Raw genomic sequence first — 16,637 nt, 5'->3', positions numbered from 1 at the left:
TTCTATTTTTGAATCACTTCATATCCAGTCGTATTTTCTTTTATCTCTACGGTCGTTTCTTCTTCCTCACGTTGAACATGAACGGAAAGATGTCCTTCTCCAATTTTAATTCGGTCAACTTTTAGTTCTTTCATCTCTTTCAACAGTTCTGGAGAGAGATAGATGACTTTGTTTAAACTATCAGGAAATAATCCAAGAATGGTTTGGATGAAGACTAGTGGTGTCCCTGCAGCCCAAGCTTGAGGTGAACATGCTACGGGGTATTTCACTGCTCTTCCTGTTTTAGAATCATATCCACAGAAAAGCTCAGGCAGTCTGTCATATTCAAAGTGGCTCGCGGCAGCGATCAATCCAGAGATCACCGTATTTGCATCACTCTGGTGTTCTACTTTACTCATGCCAAGCAGGATCATACTGTTGTCATGCGGCCATATGCTACCATCGTGATAACTCATCGGGTTATACCCCGCTTCTCCTTTTGCCATCGTGCGAATACCGTAACCTGAGAAAAATTGTGGAGAAACAAGTTTTTCTATCACCTTACTTGCCTTATGATCATCCAGCATCTCTGCAAAAAGAACATGTCCAGGATTGGTTGTTAAAGTCCCTACCTGCTGTTTATCTTTATCTAATGCAATGGCATGAAACTCCTGATCTTCCATCCAAAACTTTTCGTCATACAGTTTCTTTAGCTTTTCTGCATCAAGACGAAGTTTAGTAGCTTCATCTACTCTACCAAGTACATCAAAAATAGCTGCAATACCGATTTTGGCTTGATAAACATATCCTTGAACCTCAGATAGAGCTATCGGTGTATCTGCATAATTTCCGTTTCGATGTACGATCGAATCACCAGAATCCTTCCAGCCCTGGTTCGCGATCCCTTTACTTGATTCTTGATGATATTCTACGAATCCATCACCATCTCGATCACCATATTCATCGATCCAGTTTAGTGCTGCATCTACATTCGACTTCAGCTGCTCTGCCAACGATAAATCACCTGTCCATTTTGTATATTCAGATAAAAGGACCAAAAACAGAGGTGTTGCATCGATCGTTCCGTAATAAGGTGTAAAAGGTACTTGGTTTGTAGAAGCCAGTTCTCCGTATCGAATCTCGTGCATGATCTTGCCAGGTTGTTCATCACGCCAAGGATCTACTTTCGTACCTTGTTGAGAAGCCATGGTTAATAAAGTACCTTTTGCTATTTCAGGATTAAAAGCAAGCATCTGAAGCGCTGCGATCAAACTGTCTCTTCCAAAAGGAACACCAAACCAAGGTAATCCTGCTACTGGGAACGCTCCATGTCCAATGTCCGTTAACAATACGCGAAGATCCATAATGCCTCTGTCGACAAGTCTTTGAAGTGGTTTGTAGTCTGTTTGTACTTTTGTTGTATCTCTTTCCCAATCTGTATAAGAAGTCTTTAAAAGTTGAAGTGCTTTCTCGGGATCCATGACTGTTCCTGACTTTCCGTTAATTTCAGGTGTCACAGAGAATGTTACACTCTTTGCCTCACCGTGATTCAATTGAAAATCAAACGCGATCGTACCATCTTTATTTACCTTCTTTGCCTCTCGATCCCATTGTACTTTTGTAGCCCGTTCAACATCATCAGCTCCTTTATAGAAGTATGTTAACGAGTTTTCTGTAACTTCTTCGCCGGACCTTTTTCCAATCTCACCATATTGAAAACCTCGAATAATGAACATATCTGTAAAATCAGCGTCAACATGAACACTTATTTCAAAATTGACTGGTTTCGGATAATAGCTTTTTAGCTGTAGTGTCTCATATAATACGCCATCATAAATTAAGCGCTTTCTTTCAATCTCAATAGATTCCCTCCACAGAATGAGTTCTCCGTCTTCTTCCATGTGAGGGTTAGTCAGCAAGATCTTTGCTTCATAATTCTCATCTGCAGATGAAGATAGAAGAATAGGATCTTGACCGTTTATTTTGATATCGAACTTGCTAAGAAACCGGGTATCTTTTGTATACAATCCGAGTCCATAATCGTTCTCTTTAGGAATATTCCCTTTGTCATCTGTTAAAAAAAATAGATCGTTTTCTTTTATTACACGATAGTTCATACCACAAATCCTCCTGATAATATTAGTATAAAACGCATCCGAAACGTTTTGGGTCTTAGTCTAAGTAAAAACCACTATTTGTGGTTTTCAATTGATGATTCTCTTTTTATAAATGTCGTTTGCAGTACTTTATTCTTTTCTACTTCTTTCCCTTCCAACAGATTTGTAAGAAGTTTTGTCGCTTCAAACCCTAATTTATACCGATCTTGTGCAATCGTAGATAATGATGGCGTTGAATAAGCAGATAAGATAATGTTGTCAAATCCAACAACAGATAGATCTTTTGGAAGTGTTTTACCCATCTTTTTTGCTGCTCTTATTGCCCCCATCGCCATAAGGTCACTTGCACAAAACAATGCAGAAATCTCAGGATGTGCTTTTAATAGTTTGGTGGTTTCCCGTTCTGCTGTATCCTCCAAAAAAGCTCCGTTTACAACATAACTTTCGTTGAAAGGAATACCATTCTTCATCAAAGCCGCTTCGTAGCCAGCTAACCGTTCCCTGCTGACAAAAGCTTGACTATGCCCATTAATCATCGCAATATGTTTATGACCTAAATTCAGGAGATGTTCTACCGCTGTTTGTGCACCGTCTTTATTGTTGGTTGTTACATAGCCAACCGAATCACTTTCAATCGGAATATCAATAAGAATACAAGGAATATCACTTTTTAATACTTCGTCTAAGTACGGATCATCCGTTTTAATACCTTGTAAGATCACACCTTCTACTTTTCTTTCCTTGCATAACTGGTTATACGTTTTTTCCTGCTGTTTTTTAGAATCTGTACTGATCAAGACTAGTTCATATCCTAGTTCACCAGCACAGTCATTTACGCCGCAAAGTACTTCAAAGGTAAAATTATCTTTACTTCCTTCAATTCGAAGTCCAGATACGAGCAATCCAATGGTTTTTGTTTTTTTCATTACGAGACTTCGTGCTAGTAAACTAGGGCTATAATTAAGTTCTTGAGCGATCATCTTTATTTTCTCTCTTGTTTTTTCATTTACATCAGAGTAGCCGTTCAGCGCTCTGGAAACGGTTGTTACTGATACTCCTGCTTTTTTTGCAACATCTCTTATGGTAGCCATATTTTATCCTCCAAAACGTTTTGGAACTGATTAGTAGTTATCTTAACGCTTTTTGATATCGCTTTCAAGTATTAGTTTTATAACATGCAAAAAACCCTGAGAGTAATCTTTCAAGACTACTTTCAGGGTTTCTTTTGCATCTACTTGTTTTCTTCTTCTTTTTCATGAGGAACTTCTTCTGTTGGAGTTACAGATTCAGAAGTATGTTCAGCAACCCTTTCTTCTTTCCAAGATTCTTTTTCATTATGAATCTGGTGCAGCTTTTTCACTTGTCGCTGTAGCTGAATTACTTTAATCAGACCAAATAGTCCGACTGATAGGCCACCGATTACGGCTGATCCTAAAATGACGAGTACTAATGGCCAGTTGGCAGTTCCAAAGAGGTAGTTGATTTCTACATCACCAACATTTATGACCGCGAACGTTGCTATGATTAGTGCGAAGATAAAACCAAATAACAGATACAATTGCATTTTCATTTTTATCACCTCATTGTTATCTATTCCCTCAATGAAAGGGAAATTCACCTAAATTTTTACGAAATTTTTTATGAAAGTTAAGCTGCTTTGATTTCGGGTATCCTTGTATTATAAGGAGGTGTTTCATTGACGATTAAAGCTTTTGTTTATGACGCATACGGAACACTTTTTAATGTACATTCCGTTACTGAAAAAGCCGAGTTTCATTTTAAAGGACATGGTAAATCGATCAGTGAAGAATGGCGAAAAAAACAAGTAGAGTACTTCATGCTTCACCAGCTAACTGGAACATACATTCCATTTTCCGAAATCACTCGCAATGCTCTTTTATATACTTTTAAAAAATTCTCTCTACAATGCAACGAAGAAGCACTTGTTTCTTTAACGGAGGCTTATCTAGAACTCCAAGTCTATGAAGAGGTACCCGGCTCTCTTCATAGAATTCAACAAAATAATATGAAGCAAGTTATTTTTTCTAATGGAACTTATAAAATGCTAAAGCCATTAGTTAAAAAAAGAGAACTAACTGATGTTATAGACCTATTATCGATTGAGGATGTTCAACAATATAAACCTGCACCTGCTGCCTATCAGTATGCTCAGGAGACGTTAGCTATAAACCGTGAAGAAATTTTATTCATGAGTTCTAACTATTGGGACATAACGGGCGCAGCAGCATATGGATTTAAGACCGCATGGATCAATCGAGGAAATCTACCATTAGATGTTTTAGGTATTAAACCTCATTATATTTTTTCCTCTCTTAAAGATCTTGAGAACGAAAAAGAGCTGCACTCCTTATGAGTCCAGCTCTCATCTATTTTTTGTTTGGTTCCTAGAATTAACAATATAATCTGGTATCAAAAGAGTACCGATGAAGAATAAACTACCCCCACCTATCCGAATAATCCTCTCATGTTCAGAATCTATCGTTAAAGAGATTATCATGATTAGTGCTCCAATAATTACAAATGTAATCCCAAGATATCGATATTTCATTGTAATCTCCCTCAGATTGATTTTTTTAATTAGTTTAAAAACTTCATAATGAATGACTTTTTGTCTTGCAATTCTTTTTCTTGTTTTTCAGTGGTAGGTATTTGCTCTCTTTCCACATTACGAATTTTTGGTTCTGCTTTGGATTCAGAATAGTTAATGTGAGTTACAAACCATCCTTTATCCTCTTTCTTTATACGAACCCATACATCTTTTTGACAATCTGCACAGGATTCCATTTTGTAGTAGTGCAGTCTGTAAATATATTCCTTACTGTTTATACGATATTCAAACTGATCTAACTCTTTAAATGAGTATGTAGGTTGTTCTTCTTTATTAGTTTCTGAAATAATATCCACGTATTTCATTTTTTCTGAATCAGAGAGTAATGTATATTGCATTGATTCATTATTTATTAACTTTGCCTCTCCCCACTGTCTAGCAATTCCTTGTGTCTCAACACTTTGATCATCTATATCTACAACAAGAACGACCAGAAGACAAACGATCAAGAAAGTGAATATCATACGAAATGCATAGGTTGATTCCTTATCTTCTTTTAATTCCAATTTAAATTTAATTTTGTCTTCATTCATTTCATACTCCAGGCTTCCTTTTATTAATCTCCACACTCACAACCGTTTTCCATGTTTCAGGTTTATGACACATCATAGCAGGAGTTAAATAGATCTCTTTATAACTACTTTTTAGCGAAAGGCTCTCTTCTTCGGCGAAATTCATTATCTCTTCCAGGGTTTCAACTGAGTTTCGATAGTGACCTCTATGTAACTTTTGAACACAAGTGAGCGACTCATTAGAAATGAGTTGTAGTGTTGGAAGCTTCTTTCCTAATCTCTTTTCAACGTGAAAACATGCTTCTTCAAATAATTCTTTAGTTATACAATCAGGGACTTGCATCATTTGAGTTGTAATTGACCTACTGACATTTTTCTCATGCCAAAGAATCTCATGCGGCATTAAAGTAAATTTGTAACTTAACTTATTTTTCGTTAAATATTTCAGCTGATTTACGACTTTCCATACAACCCATTGCTGATCAATTGGCTCAGGCCGACCTGCCCAATCCATATGATAGGCAGTGGTCATCTCTTGCGAAACGTACTTCATAGCTGGTATCACACGAACTGCAACTGGCCCCGGCTTCATTTTATAGATGTCAGAATGAATGTTTCGATGGTCATAAGTCATTAACTTTGTTGTCATCATGATACCTCCTTCATTAAGGATTGGAAAATAATGATAATTAAAGAATAGCATAAAATATACTGAATTTCTTTACAAAGGAGAGATTACAGTGAACAAAAAGAGGTTTATAGGATTAGGATTATAAAAAGCAGAAAAAAACACTTGCAACCCCGATGTCACAAGTGTTTTCTTTATTAACTTTCGATTTCAACTTCACTTAGCCCTCTTGTTAACTGATCAGGGTCAAGATCTTCTCCAATAAAAACAAGTCTTTGCGGCATCTTCATCAATTCTTTTTCGTAAGTAGGCAAGCCATAAGAGTACTGAAAAAGATAAATTTGATTTTCTAACTGAATATACCCTTTGATTCTGTAGATCGATGAGGGTACATTTCTCAGCCAGTTTTCAAACAACTCTTTATTAACAGGTCCTTTAAACGAATATATAAAAGTTTTGACATTCAATTTATCTGCGGAAATAGACTGGTGATCTGATCGCTTTTTTACGGAAAGTGAAAAAAGTTGAGACAGTTCTATCTTTGCAAAATCTGTTAACACAAATGGAGTGCCTTCATTCAACCTTGATGCGTCACTCGTAAGCATCATCTTCTCTTTCTCCGTCAAACCGCTTGTTTTGTTCCACACGATATAATCTGCGTGCTTAACCTGCTCAAGCATGAGCATTCTAGCCTGAACATTCATACTCTCTCGTTCCAGCCATCGAGGTGCGTCCATTATTGAAATGATACCTGATATCTGTAAGTCGTCGATTAGATAAGGTGACAAACAGGCATCAAGTACATCAATCGGATGAGCGACACCTGTTGCTTCAATAATTAACGTATCAAGCTCATTCTCTTTACATAGTCCCCAAAGCTGTTTTTCAAGTTGATCCGATAAAGAACAGCATATACATCCGTTGAGAAGCTCTTTAAGCGGAACATCTTTTGGAACAGAATCAGAATCGATCGAAACTTTCCCCATCTCATTCATTAATACAGCTGTTTTATGCTTTTGTTCTTTTTCATATGACAGCAGCTGTTTGAGCAATGTCGTTTTTCCGCTTCCTAAAAATCCAGCTAGAATAATAACATTCGCTTTCTTTTTCATCGTACACCTCGAACTTCTTTTTTATAGATCTCATCAATTTCTCTATTTTAACACAAACAAAAAAACAGCCGTTTTACAGGCTGTTAACATTTAGTTTAGCTAATAATTTTTTTATAATATCAAGGCTTACTTCTTCCCAAAGAGCATGGTCAGTCGTAAACAAACTAGAGATTCGATCAGCAAATAGCTTGAAGGCTTTTTCGTAACGTGGATCCTCTTTTGAAGGTATCTTCTTTTTGCGCTCTTCAACAATTTGCTGCAATTTCGGCGCACGTGGGCCCCACTTTACAACTTCTTTTCCCTTCTCATCAATAAAGATAATGATAGGAATTGATTTTGCTTTTGCTGTTAAGTATCGATCCATTAATTCCGGATGCTGGTCGCGTAAGATAAAGCGGATATCAATAAGTGCTTCATCTGCCATGCGCATAAAAACAGGAAGATTCAACATCGCATCACCACACCAATCTTCGGTAATCACGATCGCTCTCAACCGGTTTTTTTGGATGCCTTGCAACGCATCTTTCATAGGTTCAGGTAACACGAATGAATTATATATCGTCAGCAAGTTTTCCTTGTGTGTTTTCATTGAATGGATATATGCATAGCGCGTCATGCCTTTATCAAACCATGTATTGAGGTCAGTCATCATCCTGTGTTCCTCCCTGTTTATCTTGTATTCTTATTTTAACCAAACAAGGGGGAGTTGTGGCAATGAAAATGCCTTACATTTATTTTTTTAGTTCTTTTAACCTGCTCTGAGCTTTTTCTGGAGTTGGGAAACAGCGAATAAAAGCAGGTATCTCTCATTCGGCGTTAACCGGAGCCAGTCCTTCGCTTTGTACTTCATACTGATTTCCACCTTTCACTAACATTTATCATACCGTAACTATCTAATACCTCTTTTCACATAAAAGAAAACTTTTTTTCACACATAAGTTTTCGTCATTTAATGAGGAATTTCGCATTATTACTCGTAATTTCTTTTTTCTCCTATACTATTTCTCGAAAGAAGAAGGGTTTCTTTTCATAAAAATAAGGGAATGGATACGAAAACAGGGGAGGGGTTAAGTGGTTATGAAAATGCTGAGTGAAGATGTTAAAACTTTGTTTTTTACAGACGATGGGACGATTCCGAATCATCCTTCCTGGCCCGTTTTGTTATACGTAGGAAAATTAAAAGAACCTCAGGATGCATTAGACGTTTTTGAGCAAAACGGCTGGAGTAATGGTTGGAAGAATGGTGTCTTTGATTATCACCATTATCATAGCAATACTCATGAAGTTCTAGGTGTTATGAGCGGTGAGGCGGTTCTCCTTCTTGGAGGAGAAGATGGCGTTTCTGTTACTGTTTCAAAAGGGGATGTTATCGTGCTCCCTGCCGGTACCGGACATAAATGTATCGGATCCAGCACTGATTTTAAAGTAGCTGGAGCATACCCGAATGGAATGAACCACAACCTTAAAAAAGGTGAACCTGATGATCGACCAGCTGTATTAGATGATATTATGCTCGTTCCATTACCTGATAGAGATCCTCTCTTTGGAAGTGATGGCCCACTGTTGGAGTTGTGGAAAAGTTAAAGAATACATGTAGAGAGTGCCCTCCACAGTGAAGAGCACTCTTTTTTTATCTATTCTTATTCTCTCTCCACCACGTCGAGCTAGATAAAATCTCTGAGCCAAGAGTAACTGTCTCACCAATCTGAGGCGTACATATTTGAACATTTGATAATGTTGCAGCATTTACTGCCCGTTCTACAGGATCTGTCCAATCATGCAGTGATAGCGTAAAAGCACCCCAATGAATAGGAAGCATGACTTTGCCACTTACATCAAGGTGAGCTTGTACTGTTTCTTCAGGCATCATATGTATCACAGCCCACTTCTCATGATATTGTCCACATTCCATTAAAGTGAGATCAAAAGGTCCATACCGTTTCCCAATCTCTTTAAAGTGTGGTCCATATCCACTGTCCCCACTAAAATAAATGTTCGAATCCTTTCCTTGTATAATCCAAGAACACCAAAGGGTAGAATTACGATCCGATATGCTTCTTCCTGAAAAATGTCGTGCGGGGGAGCAGACTAATGAAATTCCTGAAAACTGTATCTCATCCCACCAGTTACATTCTTTTATGCGGTCTGGTTCCACTCCCCACCGCTTTAAATGTCCAGCAACGCCAAGCGGGACTGCAAAATTTTTCACTTTATGTTTGAGTTTTTTGATGGTTCCATAATCCAGATGGTCATAATGATCATGTGACAAAACCACTAGATCCACTTGGGGAAGTTCTTCAATTTTAAAAGGCAGTACTTTGCTATAACGCTTGTTTCCAAACCAAGGAACAGGCGACGGCGCGGAGCCGAACATAGGATCGATTAGTATGCGTTTTCCGTCCATCTCTATCAATAATGCTGAATGTCCAAACCAAGTTACTCTTGTTTCTTGATTTGCTTCTTCAGGTAACTGAAACGAGCTTATAGGAATTGCTTTCTTAGGCTGACGATTAGGGTTTCCACTTAAAAATTCTTTTAATACAGGGAGCATAGAACGTAGATCCGTTGTCATCACGGTTTCTATCTGATTAGTAAAAACACCATCTTTATAGTTTTTTATTGTTTCATACTTATTCACCTCTTGTTTTGAGGGCTTCTTACCAAAAACAGGATGAATCATCATAAATAAAAAAACAGCTGTTACGATTACAAGTAGAAAGCCTAATAAAACCATAGTTACGTTCCTCTCTATTTTACAGTAGTGCTCATATATTACTCCTTTTCAAATCATAGAAGCAACTTTCTAGTTGGTTACTAACGACAAAAAAGCTGATTCATGTGAATATACTAGATTTCACAAAATCAGCTTTTAATCAATCTATTCATTTAAGCACTTTCCTTTTCCTTTTTCTTCACTGCTTTCTTTCGCTTTCTTTTCTTTTTCTTTTGAAGCTCTTCTTCTTTTGCTCTGTTCTTTGCACGTCTTCTCATCTCTTCATAAATTCTAATACAAAGAGTTGCAAAGCTGATCAACAACGCAATAATTTTATACGCCATCCCCATACACGCCCTTTCTTCCTAAGAAACGGGGCAAATATTTATGATTCTGACTCTTTCGCTGCAGCCGTTTCAATAGGAGTTCTCATCGCTCTTAAATTCTCCTGATCGCAAACTGCTTTTTCTTGTGCATTTAATACTAACAAACCATTTCCTTCTGCTTTCTTTGTTAGTCCGATACTTAACGTATTTTTAACCAATTGAGCATAGACCTCTGCTTCTGAAAGTTCACGACCAAACAATTTTTCTTCTCGTTCAATCAGTAATGCAGCTGCTCCCGATACATGAGGCGTCGCCATAGAAGTTCCAGATAACTTTGCATATTTATTTCCTGGATAAGTAGAAACAACATCAACGCCCGGAGCAACCAGGTCAATCTCATCATTGGTGTTTGAAAACGGAGCAAGTTTCATTTTAGCATCCACTGCACCTACTTGAACGACCTCTTTATACGCGCCAGGATATGCATGTTCATTCGTATTTTCCTTATTATCCCCTTCGTTACCTGCTGCACAGACTACAAGCACATCTTCCAATACGGCTCTTTGAATCGCTTCATGTAGCTCAGGTACATCTGTCGGTCCACCAAGTGACATCGAGATCACACGCACTCTCTCGCCATTTTCCCCTCTCCATTTAACGGAGTAGTCAATAGCATCAATAATTCCTTGGTATGATCCACCGCCATCTTTACCAAGAACTCTGCAGATCAAGAGTTTCACATCTGGTGCCACACCAGCTACACCAGCATTGTTTAATGTAGCTGCAATCGTACCTGCCACATGTGTACCATGATAATGGGCATCTTGATAATCATCGTCATTTCCATCAACAAAATTCCGTCCATCAATGATACGTTCAGCAAGTTCCGGATGGCTTGTGTCACAGCCAGTATCTAGTACGGCAACAACTACGCTCTGCCCCTTTTCACCATCACGCCAAAACGCAGGTGCATTGATCATCTCGACTCCGTATGGAATCTCTTCTTTTGATTCTTCTATTACTTCTTCTAACACAAACGGGATCAAACAGACTTCACTCATCATCTTTACCTCCTTTTATTTTTAAAAGAATTTTTTGTAAAGTATGTGACTGTTGAAGAGACAAATGGAAGCGTGAACCTCCTTTCTTATAGGATGTAAGACTTGTAAGAAATGAAGATTCTAGTTGTAGAACTTAATACTATTCTACCAAACTGTTAAAACTTACCACAAGTCCCGTCTTTAAAATGAGCTATTAAGTCTACATCGACATTTTACGCAATGCGAACATATGTCCTTATCCTTAAATTCCAACACCTTTCGACAAAGTTTGTTAGTTCAATTAAACTATTGCAAACAAAAACTCCCAAGACTAGAACAGATCTAGTCTCGGGAGCTTGTAAATATAAAGAATAGATTAGTAGCGAACTGCGTCTGCCGCGTTTACACGACCTTTAGAGTAATAAGATCCTGTTCCTGAGATAGGATCTGCTGTGTTCTCGATTGCAGCACGGATATTAGAAGCACTTCTTCCTTGTGAAGCAAGTAAGCCTGCAATACCTGCTACTAGAGGACAAGCCATTGATGTACCAGACATGTAAGCATATCCACCATTACGTACAGTAGAAGCGATGTCTACACCAGGAGCAGCAACATCAACCCAAGATCCATAGTTAGAGAATGAAGCACGAAGGTCATTACGGTCAGTTGCAGCTACTGCAATGGCACCTGAATAATAAGCTGGATAGCTCGGTGCAGAAGTGTTCTCGTTACCAGCTGCGGCAACTACAACTACTCCTTTAGAAACGGCATAGTTTACAGCGTTTTGTAATGAAGTAGCAGATCCAGGTCCGCCAAGGCTAAGTGAAACTACTTTTGCTCCGTTATCTACAGCATGATAGATTCCGTTAGCAACATCATCAAGGGATCCACTTCCGTTCGCATCTAGTACACGTACAGCATAGATGGATACGTTTGGTGCCATTCCTGCGATACCTCTCGCGTTATTCGTTGCAGCTGCTGCGATACCTGCAGCATGTGTCCCGTGATCGTTTTGATCCATTGGATCCCAATCATCACTTACATAGTCATATCCTTTAATTACTTTACCTGCTAGATCAGGGTGATTATAATCAACCCCTGTATCGATGATTGCAATTTTTGTAGTAGATGAACCGCGTGTGATGTCCCAAGCTGATTGAGCACTTACTTTTTGAGGTGCATATTGCACTCCATTTGAGAAATACGTGTCATTTGGAGTCCAGCTCGCATGGTATGTATAGTTTGGCTCTGCATACTCTACATCTCCACTCGCTTCATATTCTGCAATGGCTGCATCTACGTTTCCATCTTTAACTTTAATGACATGAAACTTAGATCCTTTTTCTTTTACTTCATCTTTCCCTTTTACTGCTAATGATTTTACTTTTGACTCTGACACGTTGTCTTTAAATTTTACGATAATTTCTTGAGGTGTAACATTTGCTTTCACCTCTGTACTTTTTGCTGCTGCCGCTGGTGTTGCAAGAGAAACAACTAAAGGTAAAACCGCTGCCATTGTGGCAATCTTCTTAATCATTTACTTCACTCCTCTAATTTGGTGTTGAACTACAATTTCTAATATAGAGCCCAATTTACAGAAAATAAAGAAGAATTTTACTATTCTAACAAAAACAAATATAAACTACTAATTTTTAAAAGTTTTAACTTAAAATAGGAATAAAGTCATTAATCCAGCTATCATTTTATTACTTCTTTCCTCATCTAGACGTAGATATGACCTAGTATTGGGACTGGTTTTTTGAGAATCAAATAACTAAAGAGTTTAAAATTTTCAGCAAGAGGAATAGCTAAAGAAGAAACATATAATGGAGGGATGTTCATGCTACAAACAGGAGACACGGCACCTGACTTTACATTAAGAACGGAAAGTGGAGAATCTTTCTCCTTTCACAGCCACCTTGAAAAAGATGACCGTTTTCACTTACTCGTCTTTTTCCGGGGAGAATGGTGCCCAGTATGTAACGATCAATTGAAAGAGTTAGAGCAAAATATTGAAACATTTAATGAATTGAATACTCACATCTTAGCGATTTCTACTGATGAGGAACAAAATTTGAAGAAAATGAAAGAAAAACACGCTCTTTCTTTTCCGGTCTTTAGTGATATAGAAAGAGTTGCTGGAGAACCTTATGGCGTTCAATACCATAACGGAAAACTATATGACGATCATGGTGAACATGGAGAACCAGCATTATTTTTAGTAGATGATCAAAAAAGAGTTGTCTATTTTGATATTCAAACAGGACCATTTGGAAGACCTACTGCTGAAGATCTAAGAAAGACAATCAAATATATTAAAAAAACATTAAGATAAAACAAGACGACGAAATCAGGTGTTTCCCTGACTTCGTCGTCTTTTACCTTAAGACTGATGAAACAGCCAACTTAATCTTCTTCTATTCCTACAAAATATTCGTTCTTCCGATAAGACAGAGCACTTACATGAGCAACAAGTTCTTTATCGTTTTCCACGCTCACTTCATACCAAGAGGTGCGATGATTACGTTTGATCTCTGTTGCTCTTGCCGTAATGTTATCACCCATTTGGCATGCAGCGAGGTATCCAATATTAACAGATAGTCCCACTGATGTTTTTCCATAGGAATTACATGCTACAGCAAAGACAAAATCAGCAAGTGCGAATAACACCGCACCATGTGCTGAGCCATGAGCATTAAGCATATTTTCAGAGATTGTCATTTGTGCTTCTGCTTTACCAGGGCCAATCTCTAATAATTCAATACCTAACCATTTTGCAAAAGTATCATTTTGGAGCTTTTCTTTAATTTCCTCTACATACTGAATATGAACATCACGATCGTCTCTTTTTGTCTTCATATTTCTCACCTCTTAATAAGACATTCTTGGTGCAACAAACAATCCCCTTCTAATATACATAAGGATTAACCCTTCACAATCCACACGAATACATTTACAATAAAGTAACTAAGCATATAAGAAAGGTCGGATTAATATGTCTTACTCTTCTGTTTCTATTCCAAGACCTTTAGTTCGAACAAATCAGTGGTTCATTTTTTTATCTACACTAGCTACTTGGCTAACTGGTCAACCATGGTTCTTATTAATTCCTTTAGTTGCCGGTCTTCTAGGAATGTTTTTTGATTACAATCCCATAATGAAAGCTGCTGCATTCTTTTTAAAAAAGAAACCTTCTGCGTACATTCCAGAGGATAAGGACCAGCAGAAGTTTAATCAGTTGATTGCGATCTCGCTTCTTGCAGTAGGTTTTCTGAGTTATATATTAGGTTGGAGTACTGTAGCATGGATTGCTACAATCATGGTTGCAACAGCTTCTTCTGTAGCGATACTCGGCTTTTGTATCGGATGTTTTATTAGGTTCAGATGGCAGCAATATCGTTACAAGAGAACTCAAGACTCAAACTAAAAAACACAAAAAACCATTGGCATTTAAAGGCGAATGGTTTTTCTTAATTTTATTGCTTCAAATACTTAGTATTGCCTTGCATGAGTAGGTTCCTTACCACCTTCAAAATCAGCTATAACCTTAACCTCTGAAAGCCCAACATCCTTTAATATCAATTTCATTTCTTCAATGCACACCATCGAGTTGCAAAGCGTTTGAGCTCAGTTTGAATCAGACTTCCTTATTTTATTTTTTATTTTACTTAAAAATGAGTGAGTACTCACTTGACCGTTATCATCTCACTAACATATGATAGTGATAATGAGTGAGTACTCACTAAATTTCCGAAGGAGGCTTAATATGGAATCTGTTATTAAAGTAGCTAATGTTTCTAAGAATTATCGGTCTCATCTAGTATTGAAGAACATCGACCTAACCGTGAACAAAAATGAGATCTATGGATTGTTGGGTCCTTCAGGAGCTGGAAAAACAACATTAGTTAAAATGATCGCGGGGATCGAGATTCCCACAACTGGCAGTATAAGTGTTCTCAATTCATCCATGCCTAATCTTAAAATCATGACGCGAATTGGGTTTATGGCTCAATCTGATGCTCTTTACGGAGAATTAAGCGGAAGGGAAAACCTAGAATTCTTCTCATCCATTTATGGTCTAAAAGGACAAAAACAAAAAGAAAGGATTCATCAGGTTACTGAGCTCGTGAACCTTTCAAGCTTTCTACAAAAACCAGTCAATCAATATTCCGGCGGCATGAAACGAAGATTATCTTTAGCTGCTGCACTCTTACATGAACCACAGATCCTCATTCTTGATGAACCTACTGTAGGAATTGATCCCGTGCTCCGGCAATCGATATGGGATGAACTTTATAAGTTAAGTAAGAGCGGAACTACGATTCTAGTTACGACACATGTAATGGATGAAGCTGAGAAATGCGGTCAGCTGGGAATGCTTCGTGATGGAAAGCTAATTGCCTCTGGAACACCACAAGAATTAAAGAATTTTACATCAAGTACTTCAATTGAAGACGCATTTCTCTATTTTGGAGGTGTCCATCGTGAGAATTAAAGCATTAGTCATTAGGATTATCAGACAATTCATAAGGGACAAACGCACACTTGCCATGATGTTTATTGCCCCTCTTCTCATATTAACGCTTGTGAATCTCGTTTTCTCAAGCAATGACTATGAACCTAAAATCGGGGTTGTAAGTGATCAAAAAATTGTAGACCTACTGAGATCGTCAGATAATGCTTTCTTCGCTTATCAAAATGCGTCAATAGCTCACCAAGATTTAGCAGATGAAAAACTTGATGCTGTTCTTGAAGTTACATTACCTTCTACTTCCATTACACTAGAAGGAAGTAATCCTACAGCAAACAAGTCTTCGATTACAACGATTGAAAAAGCCTTGAGATCACTTCCGAATCAAGACACTGAAAAAACAAAAAACGTCCCCGAAATCAATTATTTGCATGGTTCTGCTGATATGGAAACTTTTGACTATATCGGACCGTTCTTAATCGGATTTTTCATTTTCTTTTTCGTATTCTTAATCTCTGGGGTATCATTTTTACGCGAAAGAACGACTGGAACACTTGAGCGGCTGCTCGCTACGCCGATGCGTAGATGGGAGATGGTAGTTGGATATGTAATAGGCTTTGGCATTTTCACCATTTTACAATCGGCTATCATTGTTTCCTTTGCGATCTATATTCTTGATATCATGATGGCTGGGTCTATTTGGTTAGTTATTTTAATTACACTCATGCTTGCGATAACCGCACTTTCACTTGGAACTTTGCTTTCTGCTTTTGCCACCAATGAACTACAGATGATTCAGTTCATCCCGCTTGTCGTTGTGCCTCAAGTATTTTTCTCAGGTTTGTTTTCTATTGAAACGATGGCAGAATGGCTTCAGCCTTTAAGCATTATTATGCCCTTAACATACGGAGGAGAAGCGATTCGGGATGTTATGATTCAAGGTGACGGGTGGAATGATATATACGGAAACGTTCTTGTCCTTATTGGTTTCTCCCTTTTATTTATGATACTAAATGTACTCGCGTTGAAAAAACACCGCAAACTCTAAGGTATAGCGTTTGTACTACCTATCAATAGTGTCTATAATGAAGAAAATGTACGATTATAAAA

18 protein-coding genes are annotated in these 16,637 nt (G+C 37.8%); 6 read left to right on the top strand and 12 right to left on the bottom strand.

What is annotated here, in order from left to right:
• Window positions 1-2: 2 nt before the first annotated feature.
• The 3 genes from HU823_RS13340 to HU823_RS13330 form a co-directional block, all read right to left on the bottom strand.
• Window positions 3-2,096, bottom strand: coding sequence for an amylo-alpha-1,6-glucosidase (locus tag HU823_RS13340; protein WP_197222407.1), 2,094 nt, complete (start codon window positions 2,094-2,096; stop codon window positions 3-5).
• Between the two features lie 74 nt (window positions 2,097-2,170).
• The gene (locus tag HU823_RS13335; RefSeq protein WP_197222406.1) at window positions 2,171-3,187 is read right to left on the bottom strand and encodes a LacI family DNA-binding transcriptional regulator; all 1,017 of its coding nucleotides are present in this window, start codon (window positions 3,185-3,187) and stop codon (window positions 2,171-2,173) included.
• 140 nt (window positions 3,188-3,327) lie between these two features.
• On the bottom strand, window positions 3,328-3,666 hold the full coding sequence (locus tag HU823_RS13330; RefSeq protein ID WP_197222405.1) for a LapA family protein: 339 nt from the start codon (window positions 3,664-3,666) through the stop codon (window positions 3,328-3,330).
• A gap of 126 nt (window positions 3,667-3,792) precedes the next feature.
• Here HU823_RS13330 and HU823_RS13325 point away from each other — a divergent pair, with 126 nt between their 5' ends.
• A complete protein-coding gene (locus HU823_RS13325; RefSeq protein WP_231607456.1) occupies window positions 3,793-4,470 on the top strand; it encodes a haloacid dehalogenase type II in 678 nt (225 codons plus the stop codon).
• A gap of 224 nt (window positions 4,471-4,694) precedes the next feature.
• Here the strand turns inward: HU823_RS13325 and HU823_RS13320 are convergent, their stop codons facing one another.
• The 4 genes from HU823_RS13320 to HU823_RS13305 form a co-directional block, all read right to left on the bottom strand.
• Window positions 4,695-5,258, bottom strand: coding sequence for a hypothetical protein (locus tag HU823_RS13320; RefSeq protein ID WP_197222404.1), 564 nt, complete (start codon window positions 5,256-5,258; stop codon window positions 4,695-4,697).
• A gap of 1 nt (window position 5,259) precedes the next feature.
• Entirely contained in the window at window positions 5,260-5,889 is a 630-nt protein-coding gene (locus tag HU823_RS13315) for a hypothetical protein (protein ID WP_197222403.1), read from the bottom strand.
• Window positions 5,890-6,062: 173 nt separating this feature from the next.
• Window positions 6,063-6,977 (bottom strand): CobW family GTP-binding protein, encoded by a 915-nt coding sequence (locus tag HU823_RS13310; RefSeq protein ID WP_197222402.1) that lies wholly within the window; start codon window positions 6,975-6,977, stop codon window positions 6,063-6,065.
• A gap of 73 nt (window positions 6,978-7,050) precedes the next feature.
• Window positions 7,051-7,629 (bottom strand): thioredoxin family protein, encoded by a 579-nt coding sequence (locus tag HU823_RS13305; RefSeq protein ID WP_231607455.1) that lies wholly within the window; start codon window positions 7,627-7,629, stop codon window positions 7,051-7,053.
• Between the two features lie 425 nt (window positions 7,630-8,054).
• On the opposite strand from HU823_RS13305, the gene HU823_RS13300 reads away from it, so the two are divergent.
• Window positions 8,055-8,561 (top strand): cupin domain-containing protein, encoded by a 507-nt coding sequence (locus tag HU823_RS13300; RefSeq protein ID WP_370630091.1) that lies wholly within the window; start codon window positions 8,055-8,057, stop codon window positions 8,559-8,561.
• Window positions 8,562-8,607: 46 nt separating this feature from the next.
• Here the strand turns inward: HU823_RS13300 and HU823_RS13295 are convergent, their stop codons facing one another.
• The 4 genes from HU823_RS13295 to HU823_RS13280 form a co-directional block, all read right to left on the bottom strand.
• A complete protein-coding gene (locus tag HU823_RS13295; protein WP_197222401.1) occupies window positions 8,608-9,711 on the bottom strand; it encodes an MBL fold metallo-hydrolase in 1,104 nt (367 codons plus the stop codon).
• A 152-nt stretch (window positions 9,712-9,863) separates the two neighbouring features.
• Window positions 9,864-10,034: a hypothetical protein gene (locus tag HU823_RS13290; protein WP_153238849.1), complete on the bottom strand. Its 171-nt coding sequence runs from the start codon at window positions 10,032-10,034 to the stop codon at window positions 9,864-9,866.
• 41 nt (window positions 10,035-10,075) lie between these two features.
• Entirely contained in the window at window positions 10,076-11,077 is a 1,002-nt protein-coding gene (locus tag HU823_RS13285; protein ID WP_305069406.1) for a S8 family peptidase, read from the bottom strand.
• A 355-nt stretch (window positions 11,078-11,432) separates the two neighbouring features.
• The gene (locus HU823_RS13280; RefSeq protein WP_144701544.1) at window positions 11,433-12,593 is read right to left on the bottom strand and encodes a S8 family peptidase; all 1,161 of its coding nucleotides are present in this window, start codon (window positions 12,591-12,593) and stop codon (window positions 11,433-11,435) included.
• Between the two features lie 303 nt (window positions 12,594-12,896).
• Between HU823_RS13280 and HU823_RS13275 the strand changes: the two genes are divergently transcribed.
• A complete protein-coding gene (locus tag HU823_RS13275; protein WP_197222399.1) occupies window positions 12,897-13,391 on the top strand; it encodes a peroxiredoxin family protein in 495 nt (164 codons plus the stop codon).
• Window positions 13,392-13,462: 71 nt separating this feature from the next.
• Here the strand turns inward: HU823_RS13275 and HU823_RS13270 are convergent, their stop codons facing one another.
• On the bottom strand, window positions 13,463-13,915 hold the full coding sequence (locus tag HU823_RS13270) for a PaaI family thioesterase (RefSeq protein WP_197222398.1): 453 nt from the start codon (window positions 13,913-13,915) through the stop codon (window positions 13,463-13,465).
• Window positions 13,916-14,051: 136 nt separating this feature from the next.
• On the opposite strand from HU823_RS13270, the gene HU823_RS13265 reads away from it, so the two are divergent.
• From HU823_RS13265 to HU823_RS13255, 3 genes are all read left to right on the top strand, one after another.
• Entirely contained in the window at window positions 14,052-14,483 is a 432-nt protein-coding gene (locus HU823_RS13265) for a DUF4395 domain-containing protein (RefSeq protein ID WP_197222397.1), read from the top strand.
• A gap of 339 nt (window positions 14,484-14,822) precedes the next feature.
• Window positions 14,823-15,551 (top strand): ABC transporter ATP-binding protein, encoded by a 729-nt coding sequence (locus HU823_RS13260; protein WP_197222396.1) that lies wholly within the window; start codon window positions 14,823-14,825, stop codon window positions 15,549-15,551.
• On the top strand, window positions 15,541-16,575 hold the full coding sequence (locus HU823_RS13255) for an ABC transporter permease (RefSeq protein WP_197222395.1): 1,035 nt from the start codon (window positions 15,541-15,543) through the stop codon (window positions 16,573-16,575). Before HU823_RS13260 ends, HU823_RS13255 begins: the two co-directional genes overlap by 11 nt.
• The last annotated feature ends 62 nt before the right edge of the window (window positions 16,576-16,637 follow it).

It is taken from the genome of Fictibacillus sp. 18YEL24 (assembly GCF_015903855.1).
Classification (GTDB): domain Bacteria; phylum Bacillota; class Bacilli; order Bacillales; family Fictibacillaceae; genus Fictibacillus; species Fictibacillus phosphorivorans_C.
The sequence above is the reverse complement of the archived record's forward strand: the minus strand, read 5'-3'. Positions and strand labels throughout refer to the sequence as shown.